Annotated in this window: 16 protein-coding genes; 8 read left to right on the top strand and 8 right to left on the bottom strand. The window is 70.1% G+C overall.

Going from position 1 to position 17080, the window contains the following annotated elements; genetic code table 11:
• Positions 1-55 precede the first annotated feature (55 nt).
• The gene (locus tag B7R87_RS08300; RefSeq protein ID WP_006349501.1) at positions 56-646 is read right to left on the bottom strand and encodes a hypothetical protein; all 591 of its coding nucleotides are present in this window, start codon (positions 644-646) and stop codon (positions 56-58) included.
• Between the two features lie 183 nt (positions 647-829).
• Between B7R87_RS08300 and B7R87_RS08295 the strand changes: the two genes are divergently transcribed.
• Positions 830-1900, top strand: coding sequence for an HNH endonuclease (locus tag B7R87_RS08295; RefSeq protein WP_006349502.1), 1071 nt, complete (start codon positions 830-832; stop codon positions 1898-1900).
• Positions 1901-2533: 633 nt separating this feature from the next.
• Here B7R87_RS08295 and B7R87_RS08290 read toward each other — a convergent pair.
• Entirely contained in the window at positions 2534-2776 is a 243-nt protein-coding gene (locus tag B7R87_RS08290) for a hypothetical protein (protein WP_006349503.1), read from the bottom strand.
• A 576-nt stretch (positions 2777-3352) separates the two neighbouring features.
• Here B7R87_RS08290 and B7R87_RS08285 point away from each other — a divergent pair.
• The 3 genes from B7R87_RS08285 to B7R87_RS08275 are packed head-to-tail and all read left to right on the top strand — an operon-like array spanning position 3353 to position 4862.
• Positions 3353-4135, top strand: a complete 783-nt coding sequence (locus tag B7R87_RS08285; RefSeq protein WP_006349504.1) for a phosphatidylinositol-specific phospholipase C domain-containing protein — start codon at positions 3353-3355, stop codon at positions 4133-4135.
• A 29-nt stretch (positions 4136-4164) separates the two neighbouring features.
• Complete coding sequence (locus B7R87_RS08280; RefSeq protein WP_006349505.1) at positions 4165-4596, top strand: protein-tyrosine phosphatase family protein; 432 nt, start codon at positions 4165-4167, stop codon at positions 4594-4596.
• A gap of 41 nt (positions 4597-4637) precedes the next feature.
• Positions 4638-4862 carry a DUF2277 domain-containing protein gene (locus tag B7R87_RS08275; RefSeq protein WP_006349506.1) on the top strand — a complete coding sequence of 75 codons (225 nt, stop codon included), beginning with the start codon at positions 4638-4640 and terminating at the stop codon, positions 4860-4862.
• Positions 4863-4922: 60 nt separating this feature from the next.
• Here the strand turns inward: B7R87_RS08275 and B7R87_RS08270 are convergent, their stop codons facing one another.
• Both B7R87_RS08270 and B7R87_RS08265 read right to left on the bottom strand, forming a co-directional pair.
• Complete coding sequence (locus tag B7R87_RS08270) at positions 4923-5558, bottom strand: DedA family protein (protein WP_006349507.1); 636 nt, start codon at positions 5556-5558, stop codon at positions 4923-4925.
• Positions 5559-5914: 356 nt separating this feature from the next.
• Positions 5915-6379 carry a DoxX family protein gene (locus B7R87_RS08265; protein ID WP_006349508.1) on the bottom strand — a complete coding sequence of 155 codons (465 nt, stop codon included), beginning with the start codon at positions 6377-6379 and terminating at the stop codon, positions 5915-5917.
• A 199-nt stretch (positions 6380-6578) separates the two neighbouring features.
• Here B7R87_RS08265 and B7R87_RS08260 point away from each other — a divergent pair, with 199 nt between their 5' ends.
• Entirely contained in the window at positions 6579-7352 is a 774-nt protein-coding gene (locus B7R87_RS08260; RefSeq protein WP_006349509.1) for an ABC transporter permease, read from the top strand.
• 312 nt (positions 7353-7664) lie between these two features.
• Positions 7665-8249, top strand: coding sequence for a TMEM165/GDT1 family protein (locus tag B7R87_RS08255; RefSeq protein ID WP_006349510.1), 585 nt, complete (start codon positions 7665-7667; stop codon positions 8247-8249).
• A 103-nt stretch (positions 8250-8352) separates the two neighbouring features.
• On the opposite strand, the gene B7R87_RS08250 is transcribed toward B7R87_RS08255, so the two are convergent.
• On the bottom strand, positions 8353-9009 hold the full coding sequence (locus tag B7R87_RS08250) for an HAD-IA family hydrolase (RefSeq protein WP_006349511.1): 657 nt from the start codon (positions 9007-9009) through the stop codon (positions 8353-8355).
• Between the two features lie 342 nt (positions 9010-9351).
• On the opposite strand from B7R87_RS08250, the gene B7R87_RS08245 reads away from it, so the two are divergent.
• Positions 9352-11445 carry an MDR family MFS transporter gene (locus B7R87_RS08245; RefSeq protein WP_006349512.1) on the top strand — a complete coding sequence of 698 codons (2094 nt, stop codon included), beginning with the start codon at positions 9352-9354 and terminating at the stop codon, positions 11443-11445.
• Positions 11446-11491: 46 nt separating this feature from the next.
• Here the strand turns inward: B7R87_RS08245 and B7R87_RS08240 are convergent, their stop codons facing one another.
• Positions 11492-11836 (bottom strand): antibiotic biosynthesis monooxygenase family protein, encoded by a 345-nt coding sequence (locus tag B7R87_RS08240; RefSeq protein ID WP_040916413.1) that lies wholly within the window; start codon positions 11834-11836, stop codon positions 11492-11494.
• Between the two features lie 258 nt (positions 11837-12094).
• Positions 12095-12784, bottom strand: a complete 690-nt coding sequence (locus B7R87_RS08235; protein ID WP_006349514.1) for an O-methyltransferase — start codon at positions 12782-12784, stop codon at positions 12095-12097.
• A gap of 416 nt (positions 12785-13200) precedes the next feature.
• Here B7R87_RS08235 and B7R87_RS08230 point away from each other — a divergent pair, with 416 nt between their 5' ends.
• Positions 13201-15297: a bifunctional glycosyltransferase 87/phosphatase PAP2 family protein gene (locus B7R87_RS08230; protein WP_045853105.1), complete on the top strand. Its 2097-nt coding sequence runs from the start codon at positions 13201-13203 to the stop codon at positions 15295-15297.
• A 206-nt stretch (positions 15298-15503) separates the two neighbouring features.
• On the opposite strand, the gene B7R87_RS08225 is transcribed toward B7R87_RS08230, so the two are convergent.
• Complete coding sequence (locus tag B7R87_RS08225; protein WP_006349516.1) at positions 15504-16760, bottom strand: cytochrome P450; 1257 nt, start codon at positions 16758-16760, stop codon at positions 15504-15506.
• Positions 16761-17080 lie beyond the last annotated feature (320 nt).

Genomic DNA, 17080 nt, shown 5'->3' with positions numbered 1-17080 from the left:
CCAGGAGTAACCACGACAAAGGCCCCGGACCGATCATGGTCTGGGGCCTTTGACCCTAGGTGATCAGGGGTAGCGGCTCGTGGTGGTGCCAGATGAGGTGGCGGTCCTCTTGGCGCAGTTCTGCAGAGCCCCACTCGATGCGCATGACGCCTTGAACCATGGAGCAGGCGTAGGCGACGAGGACGAGCTTGACATTCTTTGACAGCAAGGCGAGGTCGGGGTGCGGATCGAGCTCGTCGGGCTCTTCGAAGCCGAGATCGAAGGCCTGCTGCATGGGTTCAGGGCCGTGTCGGCGTATGAGGTCCGCGCGAAGGCCCGTGGCCCGCCGTAGCCGTGCCGCCGTGACGGGTACGTCTCTCTTCGCGTAGCGGAGCGGATAGATCAACTGGTCGCCCAGGAGCATGAGCGTTCGTCCCTGTAGGCGCACCGGGGCGGCCGCAGAGAGCGGGGCGAGGCTGACTTCCAGCTCCTCGTACTGGGCGGCGTAGAGGCCGTGTCCGTACGCCTCCAGAGTCTGAGTCTGTACCCCTTCGTGCCCGCTTCGGGCCCTGTCATGTGCTCGGACCAGGCTGGCGGGGATCAGGTGAGTCAGCTGGCTGGCGGCGTCACCAAAAGTTTTCTCCGCCCACGCTGTTACCGTCCTCATGGCCTACCGCCCTTCCCCCTGGGGACACCTGAGTGCCGAGCAGCATTCAACGAAACCGTGCAGGCTGGCTCTGAGTTACGCAAGAGGGCATCCGGTGTATACCCGGGCGCATGGTGCAGAGCAGCCTCGTCGCGCTGCGTCGATTGGCAGGGGACTGTCAGCAGTGGGTCGTACGCTTCCGCCATGCGCAGAGGAGCGATCACACAGGGATCCGTACTCAAGGCCATTGCGGAGTACGACGAGCTGGGGCGGTACGAGTTCCTGGCGCGGTACGGCTTCGGCGAGGCTCGGTCGTACGTTGTCGTGCACAACGGGCGGGAGTATGACTCCAAAGCCATAGCCGGTGTGGCGCATCAGTGGGATCAGGGGCGAGCCCTCAGAGCTGACGAGTTCAGTGGAGGCAAGGAGCACGCCGCAGCATGGCTGAAGCGGGCCGGCTTCCAGGTCAAGGCCGTCAAGAACCCTGATTGGGCCCGGGACGAGATCATCCTTGCCTGCCAGCTCGTGATGGAGAATGGCTGGAAGGGGCTTGATGCTCAGGACGCCAGAGTGGTCGAGTTGTCAGGACTGCTTCAGTTGCTTCCCCTTCATGCCGAGGTGGAGCGCAACGAGAAGTTCCGCAACCCGAATGGAGTGGCGCGCAAGACGTTCGACATCGCCACGCGGCATCCGGAGTATCAGGGCAAGCCCACCAATGGCGGCGCTCTCGACGTTGCGGTGCTGATGGAGTTTCTCGCCCGCCCTGACCAGATGGCCGGGGTTGCACGGCTCATCCGCCAGGGCATTACGATCGGCGACTTGCAGCGACTTCCGCCAACTGAGGACGAGGAACTCGACGACTACAGCGCTCCCGAGGGGCGGCTCCTCATGCGTCGGCATCAGGCTCGCGAGCGCAGCAAGAGCCTGCGCAAGAAGAAGATCGCTTCCGTGCTCCAGCGTGGCATGCCGCTGGAGTGCGAGGCGTGTGGGTTCGACTTCGAGCAGGTCTACGGCGACCGTGGTGCCGGATACATCGAATGCCACCATGTCGTACCGCTGCACGAAGCGGGCGAGGGGCGAACTAAGCTCAGCGATCTCGCCCTCATATGTGCCAACTGTCACCGCATGATCCACCGGCGCGCTCCGTGGCCGACTCCCGGGGAACTGCGGGTCTCGATTGCGCAAAAGCATGCAGCTGACAGGCGCGCGGCGGAAGCCTTGTCGCGACCGCTCAAGGCGGCCGATCTTCTGCAGATGCCGAACCAGGTGATCTGACATCCCCTGCTGACATTGACGTCGGCGCACAGCGGCACTGGAGGACTAGCCAGTGCCGCCCGGGGCGCTCAGTTGTTCTTGGGTTGAACCCGCCGATTTCCAGCAGGTGACCGATCGCAGCGCCCCCGGGCCACGAGCGCATCCACTGGGACCGGACCGCGAACAGCCCCGGATGGGGCCTCACCGGTGAACGCGCCGGCAGCGAGCCCCGGAACCCGCCGTCGCCCTCGCTGCCCTCAGCGCTCCCCCCGGCCGCGAACAGGGCCGCCGACTCCTTGCCTGCCTCCCGGGTCTCCGCGATGAGAGCGTCGGCCGAACTCGGCAGGTCGACCGCACCGTGGAGATCCTCGACATCCCGGCCGGGCGGCGGTCCGTGGTCTTCGTCTCGCAACTGCGTGAAGCCGTTTACCGCGTCACTGCATCCGGCAGGGGCGATCGGGCGAGCGGTAAACATGCGATGAATGAACGGGAGTTGAGGGGTTTTGTCACTCACATGGAGTACCCCTAACGGGTGAGTGCCCGTGGCCCGTGCGGTAGTGGTTCGTTTCCAGATGGAGCAGGCGCGCGCGGAAGAGGGCCCGCCGTCCGGGTGGGGCGGCGGGCCGGGAGCCATAGAAGGGGTGGGACGGTGGGCTACTTCTCGCGGCGCAGCGCGGCCCATGCTCCGGACCATGCGGTCGCGGGCAGGAGGGTCAGGCGCAGGCCGAGGACCATCGCGAGGGAGAGCAGCAGCGCCGTCAGCGGGGGCTGGTCGCCCACCGCCAGCAGGACCATCAGGCAGCCGGGGCCCGAGGAGGCGAGGGCCGCCTCGGTGGGGGCCTGGAGGGAGAAAGAGCGGCCCGCGGGAGACCGCGGGTCCTCGGGGGGTTGCGCCATGGCGACCTCCGGAGAAAGGGGAGGCGTCGTGGGGGCTCGCCGGATCCTGCCAAGACGAGACGAGCCACTGCGGCGCCGATCCCAACCAATGCGTCGCAATCGCTAACGGGGCGCGCTTGCCGGGGGGTGCGCTCCTCCACCTGGATGAATGAATCCGGTTTGAAGACGGGTTGACGCGGAACGTGTCGTTCCGCAGGCGCTTCCTGCTGTCCGGACGGGCGGGGGAGTGCCGGACCGTCATGTCCGAAGGCCCCTCCCATCTGCGCAAAGACCCCTGGCCGGGTGTGGCCCGGGGTCTTTGGTCTGCCCGGCGAGCGGTGCCCGGTGTCGCTCGTGAGCGGCGGCACGACGGCCTGTCGTGTCACTCGGAGGGGTGGTGATTCGTCTGTGTGTACGGCCGTGGTGGGCGTTATTGGCGGGGTGGGCAACCCGTCGGGCCCGTAAGGCACTTCTTCCAGGTAGCTCCTGCTCCTGCGGCGGGGTGTTCCGAACGCGAAGAGCTCTCTGTCGGTGAGCAGGAGAGGAGGATATGGGTGATATGTAGGTATTTGGGAAATATTGTGAGGAGCGGTACTGGTGGAAGCAACGACTCTGACCGTCGCCGGGGACCCGGGGGTTCGCTCCTGGATGGGTGGGCTCGGTGATGCGACCCGGCTGGAGCACCTCACGATCCCCGGTACCCACCACTCCGCGTCCTGCTTCGGGCCGCCGTGGGCCGTCTGTCAGGACACCTCCGTCGAGCAGCAGCTCAACGGAGGCATCCGCTTTCTGGACCTCCGCTGCCGTGCCACCAACGGTGCCTTCACCCTCCATCACGGCGAGGTCTTCCAGAACGTCGTCCTCGGCGAGATTCTCGGGGACTGCTGGGACTTCCTGCGTGCGCACCCCTCGGAGGCCGTGCTGATGCGTATCCGGCAGGAGTACTCGGACGAGAGCGACCGCGTCTTCCGGAGCCTCTTCGACCGGTACCACCGGGACTGGCGGTCCCTCCTCCGGGTCGGTGACGACATCCCGGTACTGGGGGAGGCGCGCGGCCGGGTCGTCGTTGTCGGCGGTCACGACGCGCTGCCCGGGGTGCGATACAGCGACCGGCTCCGCCGGGTCCGGGCGGACTCCGCAGAGTTCGCCGTCACCTTCACGGGCGGGGCGGCGGACGGGAGCGTGCCCCGCGAAACCGCCGCCGTCGTCAATCGCGCGCTCCTCGCCCGGCTGGGCTCCGCCGTCCGCGGTCGGCCCGGCCTCGGGATCGTCGCCATGGATTTCCCCGAATCGGAGCCGGGGCTCGTCCGCGCCCTCGTCGATCTCAACGGAACCGGTGATATCGGGGAAACGGAGCAGGCCCCCGGCTGCGGTGCGTAGCGTCGGAGGCCGATCGGGGAGGTGGGCGCATGGGTGTCTGGGAACCGGATGCTCCGGGTGTCATGGAACTGCCGTCGGGGCGGTTCGTGCGGGGGCGGGGGCTGCGCAGGGCACTGCCCGAGGGGCCCGAGCCGGAGTTCGGGGTCTATCTGCTGGGGAAGGAGCCGCCCGCCGTCGGGTGGGAGAGCGCCTGGCTGCGCTGGCCCGATTTCCGGCTGCCCGCCGACCGGCCGCAGGCGCAGCAGATGCTGCTCCGGACGCTGGAGCGCTGCGGCGACGAGCGGGTCGAGGTCGCGTGCGGGGGCGGACGGGGACGTACCGGAACCGCCCTGGCCTGCCTCGCCGTACTCGACGGGGTTCCGGCGGACGAGGCGGTGGCGTACGTCCGGCGGGCCTACGACCGGCACGCCGTGGAGACGCCCTGGCAGAAGAGGTACGTGCGCGCCTTCGGCACCCGGTGAGCAAAGGGGACGCTGTCAGTGGGCGGGAGCACACTGGAGTCATGTGCCGCAGCATCAAGACCCTACGTCCGCCCGTCCTGCCCGAGGAGGCCACGGAGGACGACATCCGTGCCGCCGCCCTGCAGTACGTACGCAAGGTGTCCGGCTTCCGGGCGCCGGCCGCCCACAACCGCGAGGTGTTCGACCGAGCCGTCGACGACATAGCCGAGGCCACCGCCCGGCTGCTCGACGGTCTGGAGATCAGAGGAGGGGCCAAGAGGGTCTGAAGAAGAGGGAGGGTTTGAAGAAGAGGGGAAGACAGGGGGCGCGAGCGCCTCGCGGCGCCGTCAGGCCGGTTCGGTGGCCGGCTGCGGGGCCGGGCGGCGGCGCATGACGTACGCCGCCAGGGCACCCGCGCCGAACAGGGCGAAGACCGATACCGCTGCGCCCACCCAGCTCGCGCCCAGCCACTGGCCGCCGAAGTAGCCGAGGCCGACGCTGTAGCCCGCCCAGATCACGCCCGCCAGCGCCGACCAGGGGAGGAATTCCCGGACCCGGCGGCGGGCCGCGCCCGCGCCGAGGGAGACCACGGAACGGCCGGCCGGGGCGAAGCGGGCGATCACCACCAGGGCGCCGCCGCCCCGCGCCAAGGTGGCGCCGAGCCGCGCCTGGGCCTTGGTGAGTCTGCGGGACCGGGCGATCGCCCGGTCGAAGCGGTCTCCGCCGCGCCGGGCCAGCCGGTAGGCGACCAGATCGCCGAGTACGGATGCGGTGGCCGCGCAGAGGATCAGGATCAGCAGCGAAGGCACTTCACGCGGCACCTGGCCCGTGACGGTCGTGCTGCCCGCGGCCGCGGCCGTCGCCGCGGTGATCACCAGGACCCCGCTGGGCAGGACCGGCAGAAAGACGTCGAGCAGCACGGAGAGGGCCACGACGGCATAGATCCAAGGGCTGCCGACCAGCGGCCCCAGACTCTCCAGCACTGTTGACTCTCCCCGTTTCCCCGTGTGATGACAGTGCTGTGTCGGTCCGGACGGTCATTCCTGTGACGGTGGCACTGGCAGTTGTACAGCGTACGCGTGATCTCCGCGGCCGAAGCATCCGGGGCCGTGGATGTTGTGATCATCACCTCTTCCGTCCGTCGAAGTGGTGTCCGACCGCCCCCGCGCCCCCCGCGCCGCATGGCTGCGCCGACCGTACTCGGGGCCCGGGACCACGGGTAACGCCCGGACCCTCCAAAGAGGGGCCGGGCGCTCCGTTGTGTGTCGACACATACTCGATGCGTGATGCACCGGTTGTCGGCCGGGGGAGGGAGGGGAGGACGGGAAGGGGGGAGGGACTAGCGGGCGGTGCGGGCGTGCTCGCGGGGGAGCGTCGCGCGGGCCGTGGCGCCGCTGCTCCGGCCGAAGAGGCCGTCCAGCGCCAGTGCGCCCGGGCCGGTGAATACCAGCAGCAGGAAGGCCCAGCAGAACATCGCCGACGCCTCGCCGTTGTTCTCCAGCGGGAACAGCGCCTCGGGCTGGTGGACCTTGAAGTACGCGTAGGCCATCGAACCCGACGAGACGAAGGCCGCCGCCCGGGTGCCCAGGCCCAGCATCACCAGGGTGCCGCCGACCAGCTGGATGACCGCCGCGTACCAGCCCGGCCAGGTCCAGGCGTCCACGGTGGCGTTGTCCGGCACGCCGAGCAGTCCGAAGAGGGAGGCGGCGCCGTGGCAGGCGAAGAGGAAGCCGACGACGATTCGGAAACCACCGATGGCATACGGCTGGTACCGGTTCAGGCTCGCGGTCAGGGAAGCGGGCATGCGGGCTCCAGATGTGGGGGGAGCGGGGCCGGTCCCGGGTGGGGCGGCCCGTGGGGGGAACGGTTCTCAAGTTAGGTACCCCGGAAAGGTGCTTGCAAGTTCAAGTAACGGCCTCGGGGTGATTCTCATCGGACTCTCATCGGGTCGAACGTTCCTGTGCCCTACACGGACAGGGCCCGGCGCCCCCTAGGGTTGGCGCGTGCTGCTGAAGGTCGATGTCACGTTCGGGGCGGTCCTCGCCGTACTGCTCGTCGTGGCCGCGGTGGTGGCCGCCGTCGCGCACCTCGGGAGGTCCCGCGAGATCGTCGTCGCGGGCGCGCGGGCCGCGGCCCAGCTCGCCGCCGTGTCCGCGGTCATCGGGTGGGTGGTGCACGCGCTGCCGGCGCTCTTCGGCTTCATCCTCCTGATGTACGCCGTGGCCGTCCGGACCGCCGGGCGGCGGATCACCCGCAACGGGACGTGGTGGTGGGTCGCGCTGCCGATCGGGGCGGGGGTGTTCCCGGTCGTCGGGGCGCTGCTGCTGACCGGTCTGGTGCCGTTGAAGGGCATCGCGCTGGTGCCCGTCACGGGAATCCTGATCGGCGGGGCGCTGACCGCGACGGTGCTGGCCGGGCGGCGGGCGCTCGACGAGCTGCGGCAGCGGAACGGAGAGGTGGAGGCGGGGCTCGCGCTCGGTCTGTACGAACGGGACGCCCGGCTGGAGGTGGCCCGCAAACCGGCGGCGGATGCCCTCCTTCCGGGGCTGGACCAGACCCGTACGGTCGGCCTCGTCACCCTCCCCGGCGCCTTCGTCGGCATGCTGCTGGGCGGCGCTTCGCCGCTCCTCGCCGGGGCCGTCCAGCTCTTCGTCCTGGTCGCGCTCATGGCCGTACAGGCGGTCGCGGTCGCCGTGGTGCTGGAGCTGGTCGCGCGGGGGCGGCTGCACCGGGACGGTGCCGGTGAGCACGGCGCGGGCCCCGGGGGCGGCTCGTGACCGTTTCCGGTGATCGTCCGCCGTGATCGCCTGTGGTGATCGTTTGCGGATCGGCTACCCTGGACGGAGCAGAAGGGGAGTAGCTCTTCGCCGGAACGTCGACATACTGCTGGGCCCGATCGTGAGACCGGACCCGGCCGGCGCCCGGAGGCTGCCGGTCTTCCGACCGGTTCAGCCAGCGAGACCTTCGGCCGCAGTGTTCAGACGCTGCCGTGCCGAAGCGACCCCCTTTCACCGGGTGACGGATTCCGTCCGGGCCCCGGGTCACGGTCTCTCGGCGCGGACAGCCCGACCGATTGAGGAACCCCACCCGTGATCAGCTTCACCGTTATGGCGATCACCTTCGGCGTCGTCTTCCTGGCGGAACTCCCCGACAAGACCGCGCTGGCCGGGCTGATGCTCGGCACGCGCTACCGCGCCTCCTACGTCTTCGCCGGCGTCGCCGCCGCCTTCGCCGTCCATGTCGCGCTCGCGATCGCCGCGGGCAGCGTGCTCACCCTGCTGCCGCACCGGCTGGTGCAGGGCGTGGTGGGTGCGCTGTTCCTGGCCGGTGCGCTGGTGCTGCTGCTGAGGAAGTCCGACGACGACGAGGAGTCCATCAAGCCGCCCGAGGACCAGTCCTTCTGGAAGGTGTCCGGGGCGGGCTTCATGCTGATCCTCGTCGCGGAGTTCGGCGATCTGACCCAGATCATGACGGCGAACCTCGCGGCCCGTTACGACAACCCGCTCTCGGTCGGGCTCGGCGCCGTGCTGGCGCTGTGGGCCGTGGCCGGTCTGGGCATCCTCGGCGGCCGGACGCTGATGAAGTACGTACCGCTGAAGCTGATCACCAAGATCGCGGCCACGCTGATGATGGTCCTGGCCGGATTCAGCTTCTACGAGGCCATCACCGGCTGATACGGGGCGTACGGAGGCCGGACCGGACCGCGGCCCGGCCTCCGTACGTGAGTGGATTTCCGGTACGGGCGCGGGTCGCCCGCACCCGTACCCGGCAGTGGGCTCAGAGGCTCCGTACCCGGATCCAGCCGTCAGGGCCGGCCGTGACGTCGATCCGCGTCAGATCGTCCACGTGCAGATCGGGGCCGAGGGCCAGGGCGCGCGGGCCGATGCCGACGACCCGCATCCCGGCGGCACGGGCGGACTCGATGCCCGCCGCGGAGTCCTCGAAGGCGATGCAGTCGCCGGGGGCGAAGCCCAGCTCGGCCGCGCCCTTGAGGAAGCCCTCGGGGTCGGGCTTGCTGGCGCCGACGCACTCCGCGGTGATCCGCACCTCCGGCATCGGCAGTCCCGCCGCTCCCATCCTGGCCGTGGCCAGGGCCGTGTCCGCGGAGGTCACCAGGGCGTGGGGGAGTCCGGCGAGGGCGGCGAGGAAGGCGGGGGCGCCGGGTATGGGGACGACTCCCTCGACATCGGCCGTCTCGCGGGCCAGCAGTACCGCGTTCTCCGCGTAGTTCTCGGCCATCGGGCGGTCGGGCAGCAGCTCCGCCATCGTCGCGTACCCCTGGCGCCCGTGGACGACCTTCAGCGTCGCATCGGGGTCGAGCCCGTATCCGACGGCCCATTCCCGCCAGACGCGCTCGACGACGGCGTCGGAGTTGACGAGGGTGCCGTCCATGTCGAGGAGGAGGGCTCGGGCGGTGAGGGCGGTGGCCTGCATGGGCGTACTCCTGCGGCGAGGTGCAGAGGCCTGGACCGACCTGGCAGGGCAGCGGCGCACTGCGGGGCGTGTGAGGACGTAGTGGGTACGGGCGGGGGGCCGACGGGGCGCACGGAGGTGGTGTGCGGCCGCGCACCGATGGATCCGCACCGATGGATCAAGGTGGCTCCGCCCACCGGTCAGGGAGACGGGCGGAGCCACTTTGTTCAATCATGATACAAAGCGATGGCCGAAAGTGCCACCCTCTTCCGCTCGGCGGGCCGTAATGGCCTATTCGCCCCACTATAGGAGAGGCGGGTCAGGGTGTGACCGTCGCCGGGTTCCGGATGCGAGGAGACCCGTATGGCACAGGAACAGGTGCGCACGGACGCCGCCGGCCCGGCGCCGGGCGAGATCAAGGACCGGCGCGGCGTCCTGCTCGCCATCGGCGCGCTGCTGCTCGGCATGCTGCTCGCCGCGCTCGACCAGACCATCGTCTCCACCGCCCTGCCGACCATCGTCAGCGAACTGGGCGGGCTGGAACATCTGTCGTGGGTGGTCACGGCCTATCTGCTGGCCTCCACCGCCGCGACCCCGCTCTGGGGCAAGCTCGGCGACCAGTACGGCCGTAAAAAGCTCTTCCAGACCGCGATCGTGATCTTCCTGATCGGCTCCGCGCTCTGCGGGGTCGCCCAGAACATGCCGCAGCTCATCGGCTTCCGGGCGCTCCAGGGGCTGGGCGGCGGCGGGCTGATGGTGCTGTCGATGGCGATCGTCGGCGATATCGTGCCGCCCCGGGAGCGCGGCCGCTACCAGGGCCTGTTCGGTGCGGTCTTCGGCGCCAGCAGCATCCTCGGCCCCCTGCTGGGGGGCTTCTTCACGGAGCATCTGAGCTGGCGCTGGGTCTTCTACATCAATCTCCCGATCGGCGCTGTCGCCCTCGTCGTCATCGCCGCCGTGCTCCGCATCCCCGCCCGCCCCACCCGTCACACCATCGACTATCTGGGCACCTTCCTCATCGCCGCCGTCGCCACCGCCTTCGTTCTGGTGGCGTCCCTCGGCGGCACCACCTGGGCCTGGGGTTCGCCGCAGATCATCGGCCTGTCCGTCATCGGCGCCGTCCTGCTGGTCTGGTTCGTCTTCGTCGAGTTCCGGGCCGCCGAACCCGTTCTGCCGCCGCATCTCTTCCGGATCCGCACCTTCACACTCGTCTCGGTGATCAGCTTCGTCATCGGCTTCGCGATGTTCGGGGCGATGACCTTCCTGCCGACCTTCCTCCAGGTCGTCCGGGGGGTGAGCCCGACGCTGTCCGGTGTGCACATGCTGCCGATGGTCCTCGGGCTGCTGATCGCCTCCACCGGTTCCGGGCAGCTCGTCAGCCGTACCGGCCGCTGGAAGGTGTTCCCGGTCCTGGGCACCGGCATCACCGCGGTCGGTCTGCTCCTGCTCCACCGGCTGACCGAGTTCAGCCCCGACTGGGAGATCAGCCTCTACTTCTTCGTCTTCGGCTTCGGGCTCGGCCTGGTGATGCAGGTCCTCGTGCTGGTGGTGCAGAACTCCGTACGGTACGAGGACCTCGGCGTCGCCACCTCCGGCGCCACCTTCTTCCGCTCCATCGGAGCCTCCTTCGGCGTCGCCATCTTCGGCACGATCTTCTCCAACGGGCTCAACGACAAGCTCTCCGCCGTGCTGGCCGGCCGGCCGGTGCCGCCGGGCGCCGGGGCCGCCGAACTGGCGGCCGATCCCCAGGCGATCGCCCAGCTGCCGCCCGCACTGCGCGGGCCGGTGCTGCACGCCTTCGCCTCCGCGATCACGGACGTCTTCCTCTACGCCGTCCCCGTCGTCCTGCTGGCGTTCGTGATCTCCTGGTTCCTGCGGGAGGACAAGCTGCGGGGCTCGGTCACCGCGCCCGACCCCAGTCAGACGCTCGCCTCCAATCCGGTGGAGCGCTCGTCCCACGAGGAGGCGGCCCGGGCGCTGTCCGTCCTGGGCTCCCGCGAGGGGCGGCGGCATATCTACGAGACGATCACCGCCAGGGCGGGGTACGACCTCCTGCCCGCGGCGAGCTGGCTGCTGCTGCGGATCCGGCGGCACGGGACCGTGGAGCCGGGGCTGCTGGCCGACACCACCCCCGTACCGCTGCATGTGATCACCGACGCGGCCCGGCAACTGGAGGAGCGGAGGCTCGCGGACCGGGAGGGCGTCCAGCTCTTGCTGACGGAGCAGGGGCTCGGGACCGCGGTGAAACTCGCGAAGGCGCGGGAGGAGTCGCTGGCCGAGCTGCTGGGGGACTGGTGGGGGCCCGACCGGCCCACCGACCTGGTGCAGCTGGTGCAGGAGCTGAGTGCGGAGCTGTGCGGCTCCGACCAGGAGCGGCCGGGCGGTGCCGAGGCCCGGGGGGACCACGCACCTCCGCCGTGGCCGCCGAAGACCCCACCGCCGCCGTCGGAGAGCTGAGGCGGCGGCGGGGCGGTGCCGCGGAAACCGGGAGGCCGGCGGGGGCTCAGCTCTCGTCGGACTGCTTGGGGCCCGCCGACTGGACGACCTCGAAGGACCAGAGGGTGGAGCCGGTGGCCGCGGGCTTCGGCTGCTCGCCGCCCTGATCGCCTTCTGCGGGCTTGTGGGCGCCGCGCATCGAACCGGCCATCCACGCCTCGAAATCCTTCTCGGAACGCCACCTCGTGTACACGAGGTACTGGTCGGTGCCCTCCAGCGGGCGCAGCAGCTCGAACCATTCGAAGCCGTCGGAGTTCTCCACCGATCCGGCGCGGGCCGCGAACCGCTTCTCCAGCACTTCGCGCTGTTCGGCGGGGACCGTCAGAACGTTGATCTTCACGACGCTTGCCACGGGACATCCTTCGCAGAGAGGGACCTCTAGGGAGTCTCGACCGTACCGCCCGGCCCTTCTCGTACGGCGGTCCGGGGTCGTCACCGGTCCGCGCCGTGCCCGTGTGCCCGGCCTATCACCGGGTGACCGCCGACGTCTGCTGTGCAAGAACAGATGTCCGAACCTGAGTGTTGTCCCGGGCCCGGGGTCCGGATCCCGCCAGGGGTACGGTGCTGAGCCCCCGGGACCCGTACCCCTGACCTACCGCTCCGGACCGCCTCACTCCACCACGCGGGCCACCAGCAGACCGTCCCACCCCTTCGTGCCCACGGTCTGGAACGCCGTCCCGTCCAGCCTCGGCTCCCGCGCCACCAGCTCGAACATCTCGCGCGTCCCCCGGACGGAGGGATCCTGCGCATCCGCGTCGGTGATCGCCCCGCCGCGTACCACGTTGTCCACCACGATCACGCTCCCCGGCCGGGACAGCTCCAGTGCCCAGCTCACATAGCGGGGATTGTTCACCTTGTCCGCGTCGATGAAGAACAGGTCGAACGGGCCCGCGCCCGGCTCCGCCGCCAGCTTCGGCAGCGTCTCCAGCGCCGGACCCGTCCGTACTTCGGCGATCGCGTCCAGACCGGCCCGGGCCAGATTCGCCCGCGCCACCTCCGCATGCCGCTCGTCGTACTCAAGGGAGATCAGCCTGCCGCCCTCCGGTAGCGCCCTGGCCAGCCAGATCGTGCTGTAGCCACCCAGGGTGCCGATCTCCAGAACCGTTCGGGCGCCCATGGCGCGTGCCAGCAGCTGCAGCAGCTTCCCCTGGTTCGGGGCGACCGCGATCCGGGGCAGCCCCGCCGCGTCGCTCGCCTCCAGCGCCCGCGTCAGTGCCTCGTCCTCCGGAGCCAGCAGATCCGTCAGATAGCCGTCGACGGCGCTCCAGCGCGCCTCTGCCTCGTGCGCTCCGCGCGCCACGCGCTCTCCGTGTGCTCCGTGTGCTCCGCGTGCTTCGTGCTGATGTGCGTCGGTCATATGCCCCAACCTAGGGCCCCGGGGCGTATCCCGGCCGCTGTGGCGTGATAAGCGGCACGGATGGCCGGGGCGAAGGTCTTGTATCTTCCCCGGGCGGGCCCTCCCCTGGATGTCCGGCCGGACATCCGAACAAAACCGGGCGACAGTCAGGCAAAGAGGGGGTTGCCCGAGTCTCACTCAACGGGCAATGCGAGGCTTCTTCGGGCACCCGTCACCTTTTCGGCAGGTGGAGGCGGTCGCCGGACCGGAGAACACCGGTGTTTCTGGATCAACGGGATGAAAGGGAGGCGCGGCGGGACGTGGCGAACGCGGAGCACAGCGTGCGCGGAAGTGATACCGCGAAGGGGGCCGCCACCAGGATGAGCGCGGCCAGGGCCGCACTGTGGCTACTGGCCGCCGTACTCGCCGTACGGCAACTGGCGGTGGTCCTGCGCGAGCCGCCCGGCGAGCGGCTCATCGACCTCGAAAAGTGGATCGGTCCCGAGGGCGTGCTGCACGTCAAGGGGTCGCTCTACGAGACCGACCTCTTCACCGGCACACCCTTCGCCGGGCTGGTGCTGAAACCGCTCACCCGCGGCGCCGAACAGAGCCTCGGCGTGGCCTGGACCTTCGCCACCCTGCTGCTCGTCGTCGGGATAGGCCTGATCGTCGCCCGGGCGCTGCCCGGCCCGGTGTCCCGCCGCAGCGCGCTGCTCGCCGCGCCCTTCGCGATCAGCCTGCTGATGCTCTCGCTGCCCGTGCGCAACAGCTTCTACCTGGGCCAGACCAGCATCATCCCGGTCCTCCTGGTCCTCCTGGGCTGTTTCGTCGCCCGGGGCGAACGCGCTTCCGGGGCGCTCATCGGCATCGCCGCGGCGCTCCAGCCCACGGTCCTGCTCTTCGTTCCGCTGCTCTGGTTCACCGGCCGCCGCCGCGCCGCGGTGACCTCCGCCGCGACCTTCGCCGCCTGTACGGCCGTGGCCTGGGCGGCGATGGCCGGTGACTCGTGGACGTACTGGATTCAGCACGTCGCGGGTGCCGGGCTCAGCAGCCGTCCCGACGGGCTCGCCAACCAGTCCCTCCACGGCGCGCTGCTCCGCCTCGGCCTCGAAGGCCCGCTGGAGATCGCGCTCTATCTGGCCCTGGCCGCCGCCGTGACCTGGTTCGGACTGCGCCGCGCGGTCCGCTACGCCCGCGACGGGCAGCTGCTGCTCGCCGTCGCGATCACCGGCTGTGTCGCCGTCGCCGTCTCGCCCACCACCTGGCAGCACCAGCTGCTGTGGCTGCTGCTGGCCGTCGTCGGCCGGGTCGGCAAGAAGGCCGCGGACCGGATGCTCTGGCCGGTTCTGACCGTGTTCGTGGTGACGCTCCCCAGCAAGATGCTGCTGCCGAACATGGCGGTGCTGCAGCCGGTGCGCGAGAACGCGATCCTGATCGCGGCGCTGGCCGCCGCCTGCGCCGTACCGTTCCTGTCCCGTACGGATCCGCATTTCCGCAGACCCCTGCCGACCAGCTATGTCACGCCCCCGGACTCCCGCTGGCGGTGGGTGCCGCTGCTGCCGTTCTGGAAGCGGGCGCTGAGCCGTCCCAACCTGCTGCTGGAGCTGGTGGCGATCCGGGTCGGTTACGCGATCTACTCCAAGATCCGGCTGGCCGCGACCGCGTCCACGGCGACCGCCGAGGAGCACGGGCGGCAGATCGCCTCCATCGAGCAGGCGCTCGGCATCGACATCGAGCACGGGATCAACCAGGCTGCGGTGAAGGCGGAGTGGCTGACGGACTTCCTCAGCTTCTACTACACCTCCTTCCACTTCCCGGTGCCGCTGGCGATCCTCGCGGTCCTCTACATCCGCCGCCCCACCGACTACCGCTGGGCGCGGGCGTCGTTGGCCTTCGCGACCCTGCTGGCGCTGGTGGGCTTCTGGCTCTATCCGCTGGCGCCGCCGCGGCTGATGCCGGGCATGGGCTTCGTCGACACGGTCCATGGGACGCAGGACCTCTCGAACCCCGAGTTCGGGGCGATGACCGCGGTCACCAACCAGTACGCGGCGATGCCGTCGCTGCACTTCGGCTGGTCGCTGTGGTGCGGTGTGGTGGTCGTGATGCTGGCGCCCAAGCTGTGGATGAAGGCGCTGGGGCTGCTGCACCCGCTGATCACGCTGTACGTGATCGTGGCCAGCGCGAACCACTGGATCCTGGACGCGGTGGGCGGCGCGATCGTGGTCGGCACCGGCTTCGGGCTGACGTACGTCCTCTCGGGACGGCGGTCGCTGCTGCCGAAGGCCGGTGCCGGGGAAGGGGATGCCGTGCCCGCCGGTGCCGTGACCACGAGAGTCTCCGTACCCGCCGCCCGGACCTCGGCGGAGAGCGCCGCGGGCGCCTCCGGAGGCATGGAGAAGAAGCCGGTGGCCGAGGACGCGAAGGCGCCGGAGGACGGCGGGGGCGGTACGGCCGTCGCCCAGAAGTCGGCGACCTGACGGAAGTACGCCCGGCCGCGCGGCGGCCGGGCGCCGGGACGGCCCCGGGACGCGGACACCTGGTCCGCGTCCCGGGGCCGTTCTCGTACGGCGGTACGGCGCCGAGGGTGGCGCGGGGTCGTTGTCGTGCGGTGGTACGGCGCCGAGGGTGGCGCGGGCCCGGGGACGGGGCCCGCGCCGCACCGGCGCGGGTTCGCGCGGTGGGCTCAGGCGCCCGTGGTCACCCGCAGTTCCTTGACGCCGTTCAGCCAGGCGGACCGGAGCCTGCGCGGCTCACCCGCGAGTTTCAGCCCGGGCAGCGCGTCCGCGATCGCGTTGAAGATCAGGTCGATCTCCATCACCGCCAGCGACTTCCCCAGGCAGAAGTGCGGTCCGCCGCCGCCGAAGCCCAGATGCGGATTGGGGTCGCGGGTGATGTCGAAGGCCTCGGGGTCCTCGAAGACCTCCGGGTCGTTGTTGGCCGAGGAGTAGAAGAGACCCACCCGGTCGCCCTTCCGGATCCGCTGCCCGCCCAGCTCCACGTCCTGTGTGGCGGTCCGCTGGAACGAGACGATCGGTGTGGCCCAGCGGACGATCTCCTCGGCGGTCGTCGCCGGGCGCTCGCGCCGGTACAGCTCCCACTGTTCGGGGTGGCTGAGGAAGGCGTGCATCCCGTGGGTGATCGCATTGCGGGTGGTCTCGTTCCCCGCGACGGCCAGCAGGATCACGAAGAAGCCGAACTCGTCGTTGGAGAGATTGCCCGCGTCCCCGGCCGCGACCAGCTGGGTGACGATGTCCTGCGCCGGGCACTCCTTGCGGGCGGCGGCGAGGTTCATCGCGTACGAGAGGAAGTCCATCGACGCCCGGATGCCCGCCTCCTCCGTGACGGCGAACTCGGGGTCGTCGTACGAGGCCATGGTGTTCGACCAGTCGAAGATCTGCGACCGGTCCTCCTGCGGGACGCCGATCAGCTCGGCGATGGCCTGGAGCGGCAGCTCGACGGCGATGCTGGACACGAAGTCGAAGGAGCCGCCGTCGCGGGAGCGCGCGACCGCCTCGTCCACGATCTTCAGCGCCCGTTCCCGCAGCGCCGTACGGAGGGAGTTGACGGCGCGGGGCGTGAAACCGCGCTGCACGATCTGCCGGACCCGGGTGTGCTCGGGCGGGTCCATATTCAGCATGATCAGCCGCTGGACGTCGATCTGCTCGCGCCGGATGGACTCGTTGAAACGGATGACCGCGGTGTTCGTCCAGGACGAGAAGAGCTCCGGACGGGTGGAGACGTACTTGACGTCGGCGTGCCGGGTCACCGCCCAGTAGCCGTCGTCGTCGAACCCGGACACGCCGTGCCGCTGGGCGCACCAGGACACCGGGGCAACTCTTCTCAGCAGGGCGAACTCGGGGTGCGGCACGCGTGACTGGAGGAGGTCGGGGTCGGTGACGTCGAACCCCTCGGGCAGATGGGGACACGGTACGGGGGCCATCGGCAGCTCTCCGGTTCTCTGATCCGCGGTTCTCTGATCCGTTCCGTCCTCCGGTGGTCGGCCTGCGGTCCCCCGCCGGCCGGTCGGCGGCCCGTTCGCGATGCGCCGTCCGCGGTTCCGTTCCCCGCAAGGTGATCTGACGGTGCATCAGAATCCGACGGCAAGGTAGTAACGAGTTCTAGAAGAGGCAAGAGGCATGGCGGGAACTGTTGTCTCGCGGGGGCGCAGCAAGGGCTTGCAAGGCCCTTGCGTACCCGGGGTAACGGCCATAAGACTGACGGTAGAACTAGAACGCGTACTAGTTCTTGCGCGGGCGCCGG

The organism is Streptomyces tsukubensis (assembly GCF_003932715.1).
In the GTDB taxonomy this organism is placed as follows: domain Bacteria; phylum Actinomycetota; class Actinomycetes; order Streptomycetales; family Streptomycetaceae; genus Streptomyces; species Streptomyces tsukubensis.
Note: the sequence above shows the minus strand (reverse complement) of the source record. Positions and strands in the feature narration are given on the sequence as shown.

What these genes read in the sequence shown, in the direction of transcription:
- B7R87_RS08265 (WP_006349508.1), bottom strand. Translation starts at nt 6,379, where the DNA reads ATGCCCGCTTCCCTGACCGCGAGCCTGAACCGGTACCAGCCGTATGCC.
- B7R87_RS08245 (WP_006349512.1), top strand. Translation starts at nt 9,352, where the DNA reads ATGGCACAGGAACAGGTGCGCACGGACGCCGCCGGCCCGGCGCCGGGC.
- B7R87_RS08230 (WP_045853105.1), top strand. Translation starts at nt 13,201, where the DNA reads ATGAGCGCGGCCAGGGCCGCACTGTGGCTACTGGCCGCCGTACTCGCC.
- B7R87_RS08225 (WP_006349516.1), bottom strand. Translation starts at nt 16,760, where the DNA reads ATGGCCCCCGTACCGTGTCCCCATCTGCCCGAGGGGTTCGACGTCACC.
- B7R87_RS08295 (WP_006349502.1), top strand. Translation starts at nt 830, where the DNA reads ATGCGCAGAGGAGCGATCACACAGGGATCCGTACTCAAGGCCATTGCG.
- B7R87_RS08290 (WP_006349503.1), bottom strand. Translation starts at nt 2,776, where the DNA reads ATGGCGCAACCCCCCGAGGACCCGCGGTCTCCCGCGGGCCGCTCTTTC.
- B7R87_RS08300 (WP_006349501.1), bottom strand. Translation starts at nt 646, where the DNA reads ATGAGGACGGTAACAGCGTGGGCGGAGAAAACTTTTGGTGACGCCGCC.
- B7R87_RS08250 (WP_006349511.1), bottom strand. Translation starts at nt 9,009, where the DNA reads ATGCAGGCCACCGCCCTCACCGCCCGAGCCCTCCTCCTCGACATGGAC.
- B7R87_RS08280 (WP_006349505.1), top strand. Translation starts at nt 4,165, where the DNA reads ATGGGTGTCTGGGAACCGGATGCTCCGGGTGTCATGGAACTGCCGTCG.
- B7R87_RS08275 (WP_006349506.1), top strand. Translation starts at nt 4,638, where the DNA reads ATGTGCCGCAGCATCAAGACCCTACGTCCGCCCGTCCTGCCCGAGGAG.